The organism is Salsuginibacillus kocurii DSM 18087, from assembly GCF_000377705.1.
Lineage (GTDB): Bacteria > Bacillota > Bacilli > Bacillales > Marinococcaceae > Salsuginibacillus > Salsuginibacillus kocurii.
The window spans coordinates 69,297-87,023 of the sequence record NZ_KB898626.1 but is presented as its reverse complement, the minus strand read 5'-3'; the positions used below and the strand labels follow the sequence as shown (position 1 = coordinate 87,023).

Genomic DNA, 17,727 nt, shown 5'->3' with positions numbered 1-17,727 from the left:
AAATGTTACGGCACAAGTTCGAATTACCCGAACTTGTGCCGTAATTTAATTTAGCTAAATGAGTAGTTTCATTAAGTAATGAATGAACTTAATAAGACCTAATAGCCTAAAGGGGATTTAGATAATGCGGTGCGTAGTACTTTTATTGTTAGCGATGATTGTTTTATCCGCTTGTGGGAGTAATGGAGAGGAAGAGACTGAGGGAGCTGAAAACCTATTTTTTGGAGAACCTACTGAGGGCGGAGATTTAGAAGCCCGGAATGCCTTTGAAGTAGGGGAAGAAGTATATTTTGCTTTCCATAAAGAAGGTGGTTTTGAAACTGACGAGGTATTGGTTGAACTAAGTATTATAAATGAGGAAACAAATGAATATGAAGCAATTACCGATGCATCTTTACCTGTGCCAGAAGAATCAGAGCAATATATGAATGGGTTTCCTGGCGAAACTTTTGAAGAAATAGGTGCAGGGCCATATTTAATGGAAATCTACGCAGGCGAAGAACGCTTTGCTTATGGTGAATTTATCATGGAATAATTAAGTGGGGCCCCATTATAAAATGGGGATTTTTTGGTTGGTTTTATGCTTTTTCTTCTATTATTTATATATTTATAGGGAAAGTGATATAATTCGATATGGTTTGTTATTTTCTTACGGAGGTTTCCAAATGATTCATTGGATGGTTTTTATTTTACTGGGCGGTTTTTTGCTTATTAGTTCCTACAATCAAGGTCTTTTTCTTCATACATCTATTTATGCATGGCAATTAGGGCTAGCTATTGTCTTTATCGCTTACATTACATATTTGATCATTAATACAAAAACAAAGGTGCCCTATGTGTATTTATTGATATTTTTAATTCCACTGTTTTACTTAGTATCCGTTACTAACGCCGTGACCATGCAAGGGGCGTTGGATCAGTTCATCCAATGGTCGTTGTTTGCTATGTTTTTCTTTGTGCTTGTGAGTTTAAAAGTGAATCAACCGTCCATACAAAATGGCCTGTTGCTTTTATTGCAAGTGTTTGGCTTATACATTGCGCTTCTCCCATTTTTTGTTTCTTGGGAATGGGTGGAATACAGCGACGCGATATTAGGAGGACGGGAACGGTTTTCAAGCATTTTTCAATACCCAAACACATACGCAGCGGTTACGATGACGCTCTTCCTGTTCAATTTAATTTATGTATCACTCAGTAAATCACGAGTATGGTACATAGTCTTGATTAGTTTACCTTTAGTTTTATACGCCTCTACTTTATTCCTCTCTCTTTCAAGAGGGGCTATGATTATTCTTCCTGTAGTTTGGTTTATAGGGCTCTTCTTTTTAACGTTTAATCAACAGTTAAAGTATATCCTGTTTACTACAGTAGGATTTTTAGGCGGATTTGCGGTATACATGGTAACGATTGAAGAATGGGCGGAATTTGGAAGTGCGGGACAGCTAGCGTTTTTGATCCTTCTTAGCCTTGTAGCAGCTGGTTTAGTAGGAAGTGTGCATAGATATCTCTCTTTATCTATTAATAAAAAAACGGTTAAATATTTCATTCCTATCGGAAGTTTTGTGGTTGGGCTGGCCCTTATCCTTGATTTTACTAAGGAAGGATTAATTTATGGCACCTTGCCTTCCCTGCTTCAAAACCGGATTTCTAACATGGGCTATGAAACGTTATTCGAAGACGGTCGTGTAACCTTCTTCTTTGATGCTATAGCGATGTTAAGAGATGCGCCCTTATTTGGATGGGGCGGCGAAGGTTGGAGTATTCTCTACCACGGGTATCAGACAGAACCGTATATAAGTAATGAAGTTCACAGTGTCGTATTTGAACAACTGTTAAATGTCGGAGTGGTAGGATCGTTATTTATGATCGCTATCTTTACTTATTTTATAGGCAAGGCCCTTCAGTCTTACCTCGCTGATAAAAATGCAATTGTTCCAGCGAGCTTTATAGGGCTTCTCATGTTAGTAGGGCATGGTGCGATTGATTTTGATTTTTCCTTTGCGTCGGTTTGGCTATTATTTATGGTGCTGCTTGCTATTATGATGCCTCACGCAACAACTCCATCCCTACCTAAAATTCAATTACATGATATTCGCCAGCCTGGGTCGGTTATACTTGTCCTCATGACTGCGGCCGTGATAGTTGTTGCTTCTACGTGGGCCTTTCGTTTTGAAGCAGCTGAGCGAATTGTTCAAGATCAAACACAAGTGTCTAATACCCAAGCGCTTGAGGCTTTTGAGGAAGCAAGAGAATATAATCCCTATCGTTTAAGTTATATATTAAACCAGGCCACAATAGCCGTTGAGGAAGGGGATGAAGAGCTCACCTTGGCGTTAAGTGACCAATTCGTAGAATCTCGTCCTCTATCGGGCACGGCATGGATGAATAGTGCGAATAGCTATGCTTCTTTTGACCATTTTGATGAAGCCGTGGAACGGTACGAGCAAGCTTTAGTATATGATCCTTTTAATACCGATATCTATGAACGGCTGATTCGTTTAACAGCTAATCGAGCGGAAGAGTTAGCCGTGGAAGAGCTCGAGGAAGAAGAGGTACAACAGCGAGCTCAACAAGCTCTATCCTCCTATGAAAAATATAATGAAACCACAGAAGAATTTATCGAGAATCCGAGGTCAAGTTATAAGGGCTTAGAAGTGAATCAACTGACGCACTTTTATGCCGGACAAAGTTATGTGCTGCTTCAGGACTATGAACAAGCAGTAAGCACTCTTGGGGAAGTAGGATCAGATGATGATGAAGTATACGCTCGAGCCAACGCTTTAATTATTCGCTCATTAGAAGAAAAAGGGGAAGAAGAGGAAGCTCATGAACGGCTTGAAGAACTGAGAGAAGACTATGAAACTATCGATCAATATGTTGAAGCCTATCAACCGTTTTTTTCCGGTTAGGACTATATTAATGTCAAAAGTTGTGATAATATGAGGAGAAATGGAAAACGGTCTAGCACAGGAGGAAACAAGTAAATGTTTCAACAAGATGAACCCAACTATCAAACCAATCAATCGCCCGATGAAATCAGCTTAAGTGAAATGATAGAAGTCTTATGGCGCTATAAAATACTTATTATCGGCTTACCAATTCTCCTAGCCGTTATAGCCTATATAGCATCTCAGTTTATGACACCAAGCTATAGTGCTTCAGCTAAACTCTATCTTGGCAACTTCGGAAGTGAAATGTATACCGACGAAGAAGCAGCAGAACAAGTGATCCTAAGCAATGATTTTATGGAAGAAGTAAAGACGGATCTCGGTTTACAAGAAGGTGAGATGGATGATCTAGAGATAGAAACTCTTCCATCTAATATGATCGAAATTGAAGCTAGCCATCAAGACCCGGAACAAGCAGAGAGCATTGCCAACTATGTAGCAACAAACTTTTTATCACGGGCAGAACCCGCTTATCAAGACCGGTTAGCGTTAATGGAAGAACAGTATGAATTAACAGTGGAAAATTATGAAGAGACAGCAGAAAGCTTGGATCGCAACCGGGAAGCATTAACATCAATTGAGGAAAATACAGAATTAAGTGAAGCAGAGAGAGACTTGTCGCGCACAAGATTGATTGACTACGTAGAAAATCACGAGAGTGAAATGCGCACGCTGGACCAACAACTTCAAGAGCAACAATTAGAATTAAAAGATATTCATGAACCGGAAGTATTTGACCAAGCGCAAGTTCCAAATTCAGCTGATTCTCCCAACCCACTGCTAAATACGGCGATTGCTTTTGTAGTAGGAGGAATGGGAGCGGTTGGGTTAGCTTTTAGCATGGAATTTTTCAAAAACAATCCAATTCGTCCAAAAAAAGATTGAAATTAAACTTCATGTTAATGTAAGTGATTATTAAAACACAACACATGTAAGACCTTCACAAGGACGATTCCTTGATTGTAAAGTTATCAACTGTGCTATAGATCTTCCGTTTTAAGACCATACAACCAATAAAATCCAAAGTCATTACCTCATTCCTAACTTCTAATGTAGTCAATACATCCATGACAGACATCCAAAAAGACAAATGGAAAAATTCCCGGTTTTTTCCTGGAACGGTAATGCTTGCTGTACCGATATCACTGTGAGCACTCGGCCGTGCTGTCGGTGGGTCGATAACGACCACTTTAGCGCAAGTTGCAAAGGTTCGGTGTGAGGACGGGTTCAATGCCCAGTATACATAACGAATCAAAAAAACAGGCGTGGCTCACGCCCAGAGGGATTGACAGACAATTCTTGTGGCCGTGAGCCAAAGTGTTGAAAAGGAGGCTCATTTGATGACTTATGGAAAGCGGCTACTATTGTTAATGGGAATAGATACAGTGATTGTGATCACCGCCGTCTTTATTGGCGGTTTTTTACTTTATAATGTTGATTATTTGCACGCACCGATCATCTTCGCTAGTTCGGCGACCCTGGTGATTTCGCACCATATTCTCGCTCATATATTCAAGCTCTATAAACGGATTTGGCAGTACGCCAGTATTCACGAACTGGTGGCGATTTTTAAAGCAGTCAGTTTATCCATCGCAGCGACAGCGCTCATGCAGAACGTTGTATTTCAATCGCTTCACTCGCGTACACTGATTATCACCTGGATGCTCCATATTCTTTTAATCGGCGGTTCACGCTTTGGCTGGCGCATGTACCGGGACCATAACAGCCGGCCGAAAAAGAACAAAAAACGAACCCTTATTATTGGAGCGGGCGGCGGCGGCACAATGGTGGTCCGCCACCTGCTACAAAAAGAAGACAGTGAACTGGAACCGATCGCTTTTATTGATGATGATGAAACGAAACACCGCTTGGAAGTGATGGGGCTTCCTGTAGTCGGCAGTGTGGAAGATGTGCCGGAAGCAGTTAACAACTATCGAATCGAACAAGTTATTATCGCCATTCCTTCTCTCGATAAACGAGAAATGCAGCGCATTTATAAAGCCTGCCAACAGACAAAAGTCAAAACACAGATCATGCCGCGAATGGAAGATGTCTTTACCGGCAAAGTCGCAGTCAGTGAGTTCCGAGATGTTCAGGTTGAAGACCTGCTCGGCCGCGATCCGGTGGAACTGGATACCAAAGGCATCGGAGAAACCCTTACGGGTAAAACAGTACTTATTACAGGAGCGGGCGGCTCCATTGGCTCGGAAGTGTGCCGGCAAGCAGTGCGCTTTCAACCGAAAGCGATGATCCTCCTCGGCAATGAAGAAAACAGCATCTATTACATCGAGCGTGACTTACACGAAAGCCAAGTGAGTGCTGACCTCTTCACAGAGATCGTTGATGTAAAGGATCGGGAGAAAATGTTTACATTGCTTAATACGTATCTCCCGGATGTCGTTTTTCATGCAGCCGCGCATAAGCACGTACCGCTTATGGAACGCAACCCGGAAGAAGCGGTGAAGAATAACGTATTAGGCACAAAAAATACGGCTGAAGCCGCAGCCGAAGCAGGGACAGATACATTTGTGATGATCTCCACCGATAAAGCGGTAAATCCTACAAGCGTCATGGGGGCAACCAAGCGGCTTGCAGAAATGGTTGTACAAGACATGGACACAAAAAGCAACACCCACTTCGTTTCCGTACGCTTCGGCAACGTCTTAGGTAGCCGCGGTAGCGTGATTCCGCACTTTAAGCGGCAAATTCAAGCCGGCGGCCCGGTCACTGTCACTCACCCCGAAATGGAACGCTACTTTATGACGATTCCAGAAGCGTCCCGCTTAGTACTGCAGGCCGGGGCCCTGGCAAAAGGCGGAGAAATCTTTGTTCTTGATATGGGAGAGCCCGTAAAGATTATCGACCTCGCGAAAAACTTAATCGAACTCTCCGGACACAATATTGAAGATATCGGAATAGAATTTACTGGCATGCGCCCAGGAGAGAAACTGTACGAAGAACTGCTCGGTGAAAAGGAAGTACACCCAGAGCAGATTTATCCGAAGATTTATGTTGGTAGAGCAGAGAATGTAGAAATTGAAGCGCTAAGCCCTTTCTTTTATCAACTAAACAAGTTTCAATCAAGAGAACTACGTCAAGTTCTAATTAGTTTGGCACAGTCGAATGAGTTCAGCTCATTGGAGGTTCCATCTGTTTACTAAAATCACCTTAGGTGAGAGAAGGGGAATTAAACTATAGTATTTATAGTGTGGACCCTACTTAGTGAATATTAAAGAAGGAATTAAAAAATAAGAGATACATGGAAAGCACTTATGTTATAGAGACATAAAGCTGTCATAGAAGAAAGGGAGTAAAGTAATTCCTTATAAGACAGGTGATTATTAAATATCGTGAAGTTAGGAATTTGAACTTATGTTAAAGCATTTTTTAAATGTTCTAAAAGCCCAAGCCAGCATAAAGTTTGTTGGAGTTGTGTTTACTGTTTATTTAGGTAGTGTATATGGGGCTCCCTTTTTAGGGAGTTATGTATTATTCATTTCCTTAATGTCTTTAAGTTTGTTTCTATCAAAATTAGGAGTTTTATATTCGGTTGAAAAAAAATTAAGTGAGAGAAGAGAATTAATTTGGCCTTATGTGATAGCGGGGTTAATTATTAACCTAACTTTGTTGGCGTTTACTATAGGACTATTACTTTTCTTCTCTTCACATTTAAGTGTATATATAGATGAAAGTTTAATAAGTTTGTTAATTTTATCAACAGTAACCGGTAATTGTGTTAACTTCTTGAACAGAGTTAATAAATCACAAAAACGTTTTGATGTATTTGCGAATTCAGTAATTATCAAAGAAGTAGGAGCTAAAATAATAGCAGCCATTATTCTTTTGGTGGCTCCATTTTTAGAGAGCATTATAATTTGTCATGTGATAGCAAATATTTTAGCTTCTATCTATGCATTTAGGTATATCCCCCTCCATTCAATAACTTGGCCAAAAACAATTCATTTCAAAGAAATTGTTTATTACTCCAAATTCAATGTGGTATTAGAATTAAGAGATGTTGCAATTAACTGGGCCGATATTTTGATTATAGGTTTGGTTCTTACAGAAACTCACGTCGGTATATATCAATTAATTTGGCAATTAGCCTCTGGAATTCTAATAATTGCAAAATCTATAAACTTAGTGTGTTTTCCATACTTTAATACTTGGTTTTATGAGAGGAATTTTAAGCAAATAAAAGAGTTTTTAGGAACAAAAATTTATTTATTTACCTTACCAATTATACCAATCTTTTTTGGAGGTATTGTAGTTGGAGAAGATTTATTGATTTTAATTGGGGAGGACTATAAAGAAGGGTATATCCCTTTAATTATATTACTGTTTGGAGCAATTTTTCGATCAACTCAGGAGCTTTACAGCAAACTGTTGGTAGCCTATGGAACTCCAAAATATAGTTTTGTGATTTCCACTATATCCGGCATTTTCAATATAATACTTAACATTATATTAATTCCATTATGGGGGATTTCAGGCGCAGCAATAGCCACATCTATAAGTTTTATATTAAATAATGCAGGATGCTATTACTATTTTCATAAACAAATTGCTTTTAAATATTATAAGCAAATTATACTTAACAATGTGTTAGCGTCTATCTTTATGGCTGTAATCATATTATTAGTCTCAAGTATTTATCAACTTTTAGTGTTTTACGAAATAATACTAGGGATAGTGATTTGGACGTTATCGATGTTGTTGTCGAAAGACATTAAGAATGATGGGAAATTTTTAATGGAAAAAATGAAAAGGAGAGCTTATACATGAAAAAAATGAAGGTGGCATTACATGGAGCCTATCAAGGTGAAAATTTTGGGGATGAATTATTGATGTACATTCAATCACAATGGATTAATAAGTTAACTGAATTTGAATTAGTAATGCCATATGCTCATAAAGTTTATAGGGAGCAAATAGGGGCAGGGAATGTTAAAGGGTTTGAAGCATTAAAACAGGCAGATAAGTTGATTTATGGCGGGGGAGGGTATTTCGGAGAGCCAAATTCTAAAGTTATGAAATGGGGTGGGGCTTTTTTCAAAAAGAAACATCCTATACCTGCAGAGTACTTTAATTATAAAAAGCGTCCTTATATTATCAATGGAGTTGGTGCTGGTCCTATTAGCAATTTATTAACTAGGCATGAAGTCAAAAGAATATGCAATAATGCTTCCCGAGTTATAGTCAGAGATGAAGAATCCATGGAATATTTAACTCACTATGGAGTTAAAAGTAGTAAACTTGACGTAACAAGTGATATTGTCTTGTCTTTAAATAAAGATGAAAATGTTATAAAAGTAAAAGATCATGGGCTTCTAAGCCCTTCAAGCTCGATAAAAAATAGAATCGGCCTTCATATGAATTTTTCAATTAAAGATCCTACTATCAAAAGATTATTGGATTCTCTAATAGAATTTTTCAATGAAAGAGAAGATGTAGAAGTTGTTTTAATTGCTGATAAAAGAAACTCTGAAGCTCAAGAAAAAGTAATCGAATATGTCGGTTCGAAGTTGATACATACCTTTAAAGTTTATAGGCATCAAGACATTCATATCACTTGTGCTATTTTAAAGGATATTGACGCAGTTATAACTTCTAAGTTACATGTGGCAATCACCTCTTACACTTTTGATACTCCCGCTTTTAGTATTGCAAAGCATCAGAAAACAAAAAGATTTTTTAAACAAATTAATCTGGAAGAATGTCATTATGATATAGGAAATTTATCAGAAGAGCACATAGAGAAATTATTTCATTTTTTGAGTAAAGTAACAGAAAGTAAATTTGCAATTGACTATAGTAAAAAAGAAGAATTAGTTAACCTTGCCACTAAAAATAAATACTTTTTAGAAAATTTTTTAATTAGTAGAACTTAATAAAAAGTACTTCAAGTTGATAAGCTATTCTAATATTAAAGGTGTTATTATATTGAATATTAAGAAAAAAGATGTGTGTACATGGTTAATCGCTTTAATAATCAGCTTTCTGTTTTTATTTAGAGGAGTGTTACCTTCCTACTTCTCAGATATAGGGCTAACTTTAATTTTTTTGATTATCTTAAGTTTAAAACTAAGACATATAGTACTTAGTAAGTATCATTTATTAATTATTGGTTTAATTTGTGGGTTGATAATAGTAAATGTAGTAAATGTATTTTATGCGGAACAATTATCCCTTTCTTTAATATCAATAAGTTATTATTTCGCTGGTGTAATAATTATTATAATTATTAGAAGCATATTTAATACTCATAAGAAGTTTTCCATATTAATTTATACCTTTGTGAGTTTAGTAAGTATTGTGGCTTTGATAAATAATTTTACATATATTATGAATTTAGCAAATGGATATAGTAATTTAACATTAAGCGAGGGTGCTACTTTACGATCTGTAGGATTTTACGGTAATCCTAATAATTATGCTATTTTATTAAATTTGGCTATTGGAATTCTTCTAGGGTATATAGTTCTTTCCTTTAATAAACTACAATCTAATAAGAGATTATTTACAATTTATAATTTATTATTATTAAATATGGTAACTAGTCTTTTTTTGACTCTATCACGGGGAGCGTGGTTAGCCTTTTTTTTTATGACCGTGATAGCGACACTATTAATCATAAATACTTCACTGAAAAAAGCTAAAGTGAATACAAGTTTTGTTATTTTTACTGTTGGTTTTTTTATAATATTACTTTTTGTGAGAGGCATAAATGACTTAACAGAGTATTTTAGTGAGCAATTTAGTATGAGAGTTGGACATGCTATCGAAAGTGGAGGTTCCGGTAGATTAAATATTTGGAGCGAAAGTCCATACTACATTTTTGATAATGTTATAAATTTCCTAATTGGAATAGGAGGTAATCAATTTATACATGTTTCTAACATGAATCATGTACATAATCACTATTTAAAAATATTAATTGAAAATGGTGTGATTGGGTTTACTATTTTAATTTTTATGCTTGGAATTTTGGTTTATTTAACTTTAAAGAGAGAGGCTTTAACTAAAAAACCTTGTTTATTTATACCATTGGTAGGTTTTTTAGTTAGTTCATTTACAAATGACCACCTTATAGTAAAGGAGTTTTTTTTTCTGGTGGCTTTAATTTTAAACCAAGAATGCCTTGGAGGGAAAAATCACCATTAAAGAAGGCGTTTTTACAATAGTTTATAGGGGGGTTATGAAAAAATGAATAATAAAACTCTTAATATTATATGTTTTTCGCCATTTTCAGGTAGATTTACAGGCTTGTCTTATTCTGTTCCAGCTATGATAGAGGTATTATATAGACATTCAGAAGTTAATTTGTTATTTGTTAACAGTTCTAATAATTTGAGTTTGAATAATAAAGTACCTACTCTAAAAAAAAGTGACCTAGTTAACAGTGTGACCAAATTTCCAAAAGGTTTTAACAAACCTGATTTACTATTGTTTCAAAGTACATATTTACCAATTCATTTTAAATATGCCAATGAAGCAATTAAAAAGAATATACCATATGTGATAACGCCACGTGGGGGGATGACAGAAGGAGCTCAAAAACAAAAACCATTAAAAAAGAAAATTGGTAATTTCGCCTTCTTTAATAAAATGGTGAAAAACGCCTCTGCAATCCATTGTTTAAATGCGGCCGAAGCAAAGGATGTGGCAAAGTGGACAGACTGCCATTTTGTGGTTGGAAATGGAGTTAATTTACCTTCACAGGTTTTGATAAATAATACAGAAGTTGCACGTTTTAATATAACTTTTATTGGGAGGTTAGATTTAAATCATAAAGGATTAGATTTGCTGATTTCTAGCTGCGCTCATGCTAGAGAATATTTGAAAAATAGAGGAGCGGTAATAAATTTGTATGGGCCTAGTATAAATAACAGCAAATCAATATTGAAAAATATGGTCAATGATTTTGGTCTGAAGGAAATTGTGAATATTCATGGACCGGTATATAAGGAGGAAAAAGAGAAAGTGTTGAGGCAAACTAATGTGTTCCTCCATACCTCCCGGTTTGAAGGTCACCCTATGGCTGTATTGGAAGCTATGTCATATGGTGTTCCATGCTTGGTGACTCCTGGTACAAATATAAGCGAAGAAGTTCAGAATACAAACTCAGGTTGGAGCACCTCTTCTTCCCCTAACCAAATTGGGGAAAAGCTAATAGAAATCACAAAGTCGAGTTCAAAACAAATAATTGAAAAAGGTTTCAATGCACGACGATTAATTGAAGAAAAGTATACATGGGATATTATTGGAAAAGAGTTACTTAAGGAATATAAAAAAATATTAAACCGTGAGGGATTCAATTGAAAATTCTTTACATCCATCAATATTTTAAAACACGTATAGGAACAAAAGGTACTCGTTCCTATGAGATGGCCAAATATTTTAAACGACAAGGACATGAAATAACAATGTTGACAAGCCATCGTCATCTTAAAGAATATACACCTGTAAGGGTTTTTAAATCTTACAAAGAGTATGAAATCGATGGGATAAAAGTTATTAGTGTTGATAACGAGTATTCTGGAAGGATGAATACATTTAAAAGGATTAAATCTTTTCTATCGTTTATGTATAAATCATCAAAAGTAGCGATTGCTCAAAAAAAGACATATGATTTAGTGTATGCAACCTCAACGCCGCTAACTATAGCTTTTCCAGCTCTACTGATGAAGAAAATCAATAAAGTTCCTTTTGTGTTTGAGGTAAGAGATTTATGGCCAGAAGCTCCTATTCAAATGGGTGTTATAAAAAATCCTGTATTAAAGAAATTTCTACGTTGGTTTGAAAAAAAAACTTATAAAGAAGCTTCACATATTGTAACGCTTTCCCCAGGAATGAGGAATGGTGTGATTTCTCATCAGGAAATAGATCAGAAGAAAGTTACTATGGCACCTAACAGTTGTGACTTAGATTTATTTTCTGAGAGCGTTTCAAAACGTGAACAGGAAAGACTAATGAACGACTTTTCCTTAGAGAATAAATTTGTAGTTACGCATGCGGGAACGATTAATACAGCTAATGGAATCGAATATATATTAGAGGCGGCAAAGCTTTTAAAAGAAAAAGGTAACAATAGGGTGTTGTTTTTACTGGTAGGAGAGGGCAATAAGAAAGAATGGGCTGAAAGCTATGTAAAAGAGCATAAACTAGACAACGTAATATTTGTAGGAGAGGTTTCTCGGATTAAAATTCCTTTGATTATGAGTGTAACTGATATAACTATTACCTCATTTCAGAACGTGCCTATATTAAGAACAAACTCACCTAATAAGTTTTTTGATTCATTAGCTGCGGGTAAACCAGTTATTGTAAATTCAAGTGGTTGGACAAAAGATATAGTAGAAAATGAAGGAATAGGTTACTATGTCGAAGAAGGGGAGCCCAAAAGTTTAGTTAATCTATTAGTGCAAATTCAAGATCAAAAAGAAAAAATGAGATTTAAGGGGCACTTGGCACAACATGTAGCGGAAAAATATTTTGAACGTAATAAAGTGAACCAAAGAATTTTAAAAGCTATTGAACATTAGAACTAGGTTTTTATTATTAGAATAAGATAGGAAGGTGCTAGCATTTGAATACGAGGAAGTCTCTCTTTTTTTTAAGAGACAAGATTTTAAATAAAAATATTAACTCAAACATATCTAGGATCAAAAACGAACTAACTGAATTTGATCAAGGAAAGCAATATAAGAACTTGAAAACAATGATCAAGTATGTAACTGAGCATGTCCCCTATTATAAAAGATATAAAGGGATAGAGGATATTCAAGAGTTGCCGGTGATAAACAAAGCTGAAATTAAACGGAATTACAAAGACTTTCTTTCGGAAGAGTACGAAGACCAAGTGTTAAAAACACTAAAAACTAGTGGTTCCACTGGAGAGCCCTTTGTTCGCTACGTAGAGTCAGAAAAAATGATGAGAAGAATTGCAGAAGTTATTTATTTTAATCAACTAACTGGCTTTGAAGTAGGAGATAAACACGCATTGGTTAGCATAAATAAAAAAGGTAAATTACAGTGTATTCTACAAAACCAAAGTGTGATTGACCCTCAGTACTTGGAAGAAATTGATTTATACCAAACATTTAATGTGCTTGATAAAAAACGTACAAAGGTAATAGTAGGATATCCTTCTACAATTGAAGCTATGGCTTTAGCGGTTTATAAAAACAGTGGGTTACAAACTGACTCTTCTGTAAAAATTGTTATAGCTACTGGGGAGCCTTTAGATGAAAATGCACGAAACAAAATAGAAAGCATAATGGGGTGCAAAGTCTGTGCTCGATATGCAGCTAATGAACTTGGAGTGATTGGCGGTGAAAAAAATAAAGGAGAGTATCTTTTAAACTCTTCTAATTACTTTATTGAAGTATTGGATCCCCTAACCAATGAACAGGTGAGACCGGGTGAAATTGGTAAGGTGGTAATTACCGATTTGTCATCTTTTGCAATGCCATTAATTCGCTATGATATTGGAGATATCGCTACATTTAAAAACGAAGAGGCAGGATGTTTAATAACAGACCTTCAAGGTAGAAGTAATGATCGGGTAATTACACCAAATGGACAAGTGGTATCTCCTTTTAAAGTGAATCAAGTAATAAAATATCAAAGTGAGATAAATAGATTTCAATTTATACAGGAGAATGATTCAACGTATCAAATAAACGTTGAGATAGGAGAAAGCAAGAATGTAAAGGAGATCCGATATAGAGTAATAAAGGAGTATAAAAAATTATTAGGCGAAGAGGCAAATATTAATTTTCAAGTGATGGAAAAAATACCTACACTTGCCTCGGGAAAAACTACCTTTATAAAAAACAATTATATTAATAATGAGGAAGCAAATGTTTAAAAGAGGATTTGATCTATTTATTGCTGTAAGCATGCTGATGCTTACTTCGTCGATTATTATACTGGCCTCTACATTAATTTTTCTTAGAATGGGGAGACCTATATTTTTTAAACAAAAACGACCTGGTTATAAAGGCCGTCCGTTTTTCGTTTATAAGTTTCGAACGATGACAAATGAAACAGATGAAAACGGTGACCTTCTTTCTAATGAAGAACGACTGACAAAGATAGGTTCTCTCCTTCGAAAAACAAGTATAGATGAACTGCCGCAACTGTTTAATGTTATAAAAGGAGAGCTTAGTTTAGTGGGGCCACGACCGCTCTTAATGGAGTATCTCCCACTTTATACAGAAGAGCAAGCTCGCCGTCATGAGGTGAAACCAGGAATTACTGGCTGGGCTCAAGTACACGGAAGAAATAATATAACGTGGGAAGAAAAGTTTGAGTTAGACGTGTGGTATGTGGATAACCGCTCTTTCATATTAGATATGAAAATCATACTACTAACTATTCAAAAGGTAGTATCTTCTAAAGATATTGATCAAGGTAATAAGGTCGGTGCCAGTCGATTTAAGGGGTCAACTAAATGAAAAAAAAGGTTATATTAATAGGTAATGGTGGTCATGCAAAGGTAGTAAAAGAAATCATTGATCTGCACCCTGATTGGAGACTTGAAGGGGTGCTAGATGATAATGCCTCCTCTAATGAAGTTTTAGGGGAAATATCGTTGGCCCCTGAACTAGCTGAACGGGATCAATCTTTATATTTTCACTTAGCTGTTGGAGACAATATTGTTAGAAATGAAATATTTGAAGAGATAGGGATATCTCATGAACGCTATGCTACCTTAGTTCATCCAACGGCAGTGCTTTCTCCGTCAGCCAGCATTGGTTATGGGGCTGTTTTAATTGCAAATACTGTAGTTAATACCGATACTGTAATTAATAATCATGTTATTGTTAATACAAGCAGTTCAGTAGGACATGATTGCAAAATAGGAAACTTTGTACATATTTCGCCACAATCAGGAGTTACCGGAGGAAGTGTTATAGAAGAAGGAGCTCAGTTGGGAGCTGGTTCAATTATGGTTCCTAATACAACAATAGGGAAGTTTACTACAGTGGGAGCAGGGTCGGTTGTTACAAGGGATCTGCCAGCGAATTGCACAGCCGTAGGATCACCAGCAAAGCCGATTAAATATCATGTAAAGGATGAGTGATGATATGGAAAAAATCCTTCTATCTACTCCACATATGAGCGGTGAGGAACAAAAATATATTCAACAAGCATTTGAAACGAATTGGATTGCTCCATTAGGTGATAATGTGAACCAGTTTGAGCAAGACATTATAGACTATACAGGTGCGACCGCTACAGCAGCGGTCTCATCAGGGACAGCAGCCATCCACTTGGCCCTAGAATTACTAGGTGTTGGTCCCGATGATACCGTTATTTGTTCCTCATTAACATTTGTAGCGAGCGTTAATCCTGTATTATACCAAGGAGCCGCACCGGTGTTTATTGACTCTGAGCCAGGATCTTGGAATATGTCTCCTCGTGCGCTGGAACAAGCACTGATAGAAGCAGCTGAACAGGACAAACTGCCAAAGGCAGTAGTAGTGGTTCATTTATATGGCCAGAGCGCAGATATGAACCCAATATTGGAATTGTCTTCCCGATATGGAGTGGCTGTAATTGAAGATGCAGCAGAGTCTTTGGGAGCTACTTATAAAGGTAAGTTGACCGGATCTATGGGTGATTTTGGCATTTTTTCTTTTAACGGGAACAAGATCGTCACCACTTCAGGTGGTGGAATGCTTGTTAGTAATAATGAAGAAGCAATTAACCGAGCTCGTCATTTGGCAACACAAGCCCGGGAGCCAGTGCCTCATTATCAACATGAAGTTGCAGGATATAACTACCGCTTAAGTAATGTGCTCGCTGGTATTGGGCGGGGACAAATGGAAGTGATTGAAGAGCGCGTTCAAGCTAGACGGGTTGTATTTAAACGGTATGAAAAAGAGTTAGGGCATCTTCCGGGAATTGAGTTTATGCCTGAAATGGATTATGGACGTTCCAATCGTTGGTTGACTGCGCTAACAATTGAACCTGAAATAGCTGGTATAGGTCGAAACGAACTTATAGAAGCTTTAGAGAGAGCAAATATTGAAGCGCGTCCAGTCTGGAAGCCGATGCATATGCAGCCGCTTTTTGAAGGGGCTAAGTATTATAAGCACGGAGAACATTGTGTTGCTGAGGAGTTGTTTGAAAAAGGGCTATGTCTTCCTTCGGGTTCAAATTTAACAGCAGAACAACAGACATATGTTATTGAAACCGTTAAACGTGTTTTTCAGAAAAGCGGGGTTAAAGCATGACTATTTTAGTTACAGGCATTGCTGGTTTTGTCGGCATGAATACGGCCAAGTATTTACTTCAGATGGATTATGAAGTCATCGGCCTCGACAATCTAAACGATTACTACGACGTTTCTTTGAAACAAGCACGCCTCCGCGAGTTAGAAAACTTCGGTGGTTTTTCTTTTTATGAAGAGAATTTGGCGGATGAGGAAGCAGTGAATAATATTTTCCGTAAGCATGATATTGATGTTGTCATCAATTTAGCTGCCCAGGCCGGAGTCCGCTACAGCCTAGAAAATCCGCATGCTTATATCCAATCTAATATAGTTGGCTTTACAAATATCTTGGAAGCTTGCCGTCATCATGAGGTGAAGCATTTAATCTATGCCTCTTCTAGTTCGGTGTACGGCGCGAATGTAACGATGCCGTTTTCAACGAGCGATGGTGTTGATCATCCGGTGAGTTTATACGCGGCCACGAAAAAGTCTAACGAACTCATGGCTCATACATATAGCCATTTGTACGGAGTTCCGACGACGGGGCTTCGTTTTTTTACGGTGTATGGGCCTTGGGGGCGTCCGGATATGGCGTATTTCAAGTTTGCGGATAAGATTATGAAAGGTGAACCGATCGATGTCTACAATCACGGCGATATGATGCGGGACTTCACTTATATCGATGACATTGTCGAAGGGATTGTGCGACTCTTGGATAAGCCGCCGGAGCCTAACCCGGAGTGGGACAGGGAAGCAGCTGATCCTGCCACAAGCTATGCGCCGTACGCGGTGTATAACATCGGTAACAATCAACCCGTGCGTCTGCTTGATTTCATTGAAACATTGGAGAAGCATTTAGGGAAGAAAGCGGAGAAAAACTTCCTGCCGATGCAGCCGGGGGATGTGGAAGCGACATACGCAGACATTGATCCGCTCTATGAACGGATCGGCTACAGGCCAACCACCACCCTGGACGAAGGATTGAAGAAGTTTGTGGATTGGTATAAAACCTATTATCAAACCTAATTTGACTCTAGTTATGTGTAGGGAGAACCCCCTCTATCCCCCCGATAAAACGTGTTAACGTTAAGTACGAATACGTTTTAAATTGGTTTTATTCTATTACGTTTAGAGAACTACGTTAATTTCTCTACTACGAACTGGTGGCATTCATGAAGTAACTCTTCTTCCATGCCATTGATGAGTTCCATGTGGGCTATTTTGTTTCTCGTATAGGTTAAGCGATACAGCTTTTTTAATTCCTTTTCTGTAAAGATGGAACTGATGGGCGCGTACTTTCCGAAGTAGCTTACTTTCTCATGAAAAAAGGTGGTGTGAAGACGCCGGGGTGTTTGGAGTTTGAGTTCCCAAGACGGGCCATAACTTGCGGTTAATCTCGCGTCGATTTCTTTTTCCAGGGTTACTTCAATTTCGAACAACAAACGGTACGCACTGCTCATGTATTGAATATCAGCTTCTGCAGGCATCGTCTTCGTCCCTTTCCAAAGTAAAATGAGAAACCAAGGGAATAGAGGGTTTCTTAAAGTATAGAAT

The 17,727-nt window shown here is 37.3% G+C and carries 15 protein-coding genes; 14 read left to right on the top strand and 1 reads right to left on the bottom strand.

The genetic code is table 11. The annotated features are described in order from the left end of the window. Positions 1-124: 124 nt before the first annotated feature. From D469_RS0109075 to D469_RS0109010, 14 genes are all read left to right on the top strand, one after another. Positions 125-535, top strand: coding sequence for a hypothetical protein (locus tag D469_RS0109075; RefSeq protein WP_018923075.1), 411 nt, complete (start codon positions 125-127; stop codon positions 533-535). A 130-nt stretch (positions 536-665) separates the two neighbouring features. Beyond that, a complete protein-coding gene (locus tag D469_RS0109070) occupies positions 666-2,909 on the top strand; it encodes an O-antigen ligase family protein (RefSeq protein WP_018923074.1) in 2,244 nt (747 codons plus the stop codon). Positions 2,910-2,984: 75 nt separating this feature from the next. Further along, complete coding sequence (locus D469_RS0109065; protein WP_018923073.1) at positions 2,985-3,833, top strand: YveK family protein; 849 nt, start codon at positions 2,985-2,987, stop codon at positions 3,831-3,833. A gap of 455 nt (positions 3,834-4,288) precedes the next feature. Further along, entirely contained in the window at positions 4,289-6,109 is a 1,821-nt protein-coding gene (locus tag D469_RS0109060) for a polysaccharide biosynthesis protein (protein ID WP_018923072.1), read from the top strand. 211 nt (positions 6,110-6,320) lie between these two features. Beyond that, the gene (locus D469_RS0109055) at positions 6,321-7,733 is read left to right on the top strand and encodes a lipid II flippase MurJ (protein ID WP_018923071.1); all 1,413 of its coding nucleotides are present in this window, start codon (positions 6,321-6,323) and stop codon (positions 7,731-7,733) included. Then, a complete protein-coding gene (locus D469_RS0109050) occupies positions 7,730-8,839 on the top strand; it encodes a polysaccharide pyruvyl transferase family protein (protein ID WP_018923070.1) in 1,110 nt (369 codons plus the stop codon). Before D469_RS0109055 ends, D469_RS0109050 begins: the two co-directional genes overlap by 4 nt. 52 nt (positions 8,840-8,891) lie before the next feature. Next, positions 8,892-10,112, top strand: coding sequence for an O-antigen ligase family protein (locus D469_RS0109045; protein WP_018923069.1), 1,221 nt, complete (start codon positions 8,892-8,894; stop codon positions 10,110-10,112). Positions 10,113-10,154: 42 nt separating this feature from the next. Further along, positions 10,155-11,270 (top strand): glycosyltransferase, encoded by a 1,116-nt coding sequence (locus D469_RS0109040; protein WP_018923068.1) that lies wholly within the window; start codon positions 10,155-10,157, stop codon positions 11,268-11,270. Beyond that, the gene (locus D469_RS0109035) at positions 11,267-12,493 is read left to right on the top strand and encodes a glycosyltransferase family 4 protein (protein ID WP_018923067.1); all 1,227 of its coding nucleotides are present in this window, start codon (positions 11,267-11,269) and stop codon (positions 12,491-12,493) included. The genes D469_RS0109040 and D469_RS0109035 overlap by 4 nt, the downstream gene beginning before the upstream one ends. Before the next feature lie 44 nt (positions 12,494-12,537). Next, complete coding sequence (locus D469_RS0109030; RefSeq protein WP_018923066.1) at positions 12,538-13,821, top strand: phenylacetate--CoA ligase family protein; 1,284 nt, start codon at positions 12,538-12,540, stop codon at positions 13,819-13,821. Then, entirely contained in the window at positions 13,814-14,410 is a 597-nt protein-coding gene (locus D469_RS0109025) for a sugar transferase (RefSeq protein ID WP_018923065.1), read from the top strand. The genes D469_RS0109030 and D469_RS0109025 overlap by 8 nt, the downstream gene beginning before the upstream one ends. After that, positions 14,407-15,039, top strand: coding sequence for an acetyltransferase (locus D469_RS0109020; protein WP_018923064.1), 633 nt, complete (start codon positions 14,407-14,409; stop codon positions 15,037-15,039). The genes D469_RS0109025 and D469_RS0109020 overlap by 4 nt, the downstream gene beginning before the upstream one ends. A gap of 4 nt (positions 15,040-15,043) precedes the next feature. After that, positions 15,044-16,195: a DegT/DnrJ/EryC1/StrS family aminotransferase gene (locus D469_RS0109015; RefSeq protein ID WP_018923063.1), complete on the top strand. Its 1,152-nt coding sequence runs from the start codon at positions 15,044-15,046 to the stop codon at positions 16,193-16,195. Then, the gene (locus D469_RS0109010) at positions 16,192-17,199 is read left to right on the top strand and encodes an NAD-dependent epimerase (protein ID WP_018923062.1); all 1,008 of its coding nucleotides are present in this window, start codon (positions 16,192-16,194) and stop codon (positions 17,197-17,199) included. Before D469_RS0109015 ends, D469_RS0109010 begins: the two co-directional genes overlap by 4 nt. Positions 17,200-17,309: 110 nt before the next feature. Here the strand turns inward: D469_RS0109010 and D469_RS0109005 are convergent, their stop codons facing one another. After that, complete coding sequence (locus tag D469_RS0109005; RefSeq protein WP_018923061.1) at positions 17,310-17,660, bottom strand: hypothetical protein; 351 nt, start codon at positions 17,658-17,660, stop codon at positions 17,310-17,312. Between the last annotated feature and the right edge of the window lie 67 nt (positions 17,661-17,727).

Excerpts from the sequence above, each read along its gene's own strand:
- D469_RS0109075 (WP_018923075.1), top strand. The coding sequence starts at position 125 with ATGCGGTGCGTAGTACTTTTATTGTTAGCGATGATTGTTTTATCCGCT.
- D469_RS0109070 (WP_018923074.1), top strand. The coding sequence starts at position 666 with ATGATTCATTGGATGGTTTTTATTTTACTGGGCGGTTTTTTGCTTATT.
- D469_RS0109065 (WP_018923073.1), top strand. The coding sequence starts at position 2,985 with ATGTTTCAACAAGATGAACCCAACTATCAAACCAATCAATCGCCCGAT.
- D469_RS0109060 (WP_018923072.1), top strand. The coding sequence starts at position 4,289 with ATGACTTATGGAAAGCGGCTACTATTGTTAATGGGAATAGATACAGTG.
- D469_RS0109055 (WP_018923071.1), top strand. The coding sequence starts at position 6,321 with ATGTTAAAGCATTTTTTAAATGTTCTAAAAGCCCAAGCCAGCATAAAG.
- D469_RS0109050 (WP_018923070.1), top strand. The coding sequence starts at position 7,730 with ATGAAAAAAATGAAGGTGGCATTACATGGAGCCTATCAAGGTGAAAAT.
- D469_RS0109040 (WP_018923068.1), top strand. The coding sequence starts at position 10,155 with ATGAATAATAAAACTCTTAATATTATATGTTTTTCGCCATTTTCAGGT.
- D469_RS0109025 (WP_018923065.1), top strand. The coding sequence starts at position 13,814 with ATGTTTAAAAGAGGATTTGATCTATTTATTGCTGTAAGCATGCTGATG.
- D469_RS0109020 (WP_018923064.1), top strand. The coding sequence starts at position 14,407 with ATGAAAAAAAAGGTTATATTAATAGGTAATGGTGGTCATGCAAAGGTA.
- D469_RS0109015 (WP_018923063.1), top strand. The coding sequence starts at position 15,044 with ATGGAAAAAATCCTTCTATCTACTCCACATATGAGCGGTGAGGAACAA.
- D469_RS0109010 (WP_018923062.1), top strand. The coding sequence starts at position 16,192 with ATGACTATTTTAGTTACAGGCATTGCTGGTTTTGTCGGCATGAATACG.
- D469_RS0109005 (WP_018923061.1), bottom strand. The coding sequence starts at position 17,660 with ATGCCTGCAGAAGCTGATATTCAATACATGAGCAGTGCGTACCGTTTG.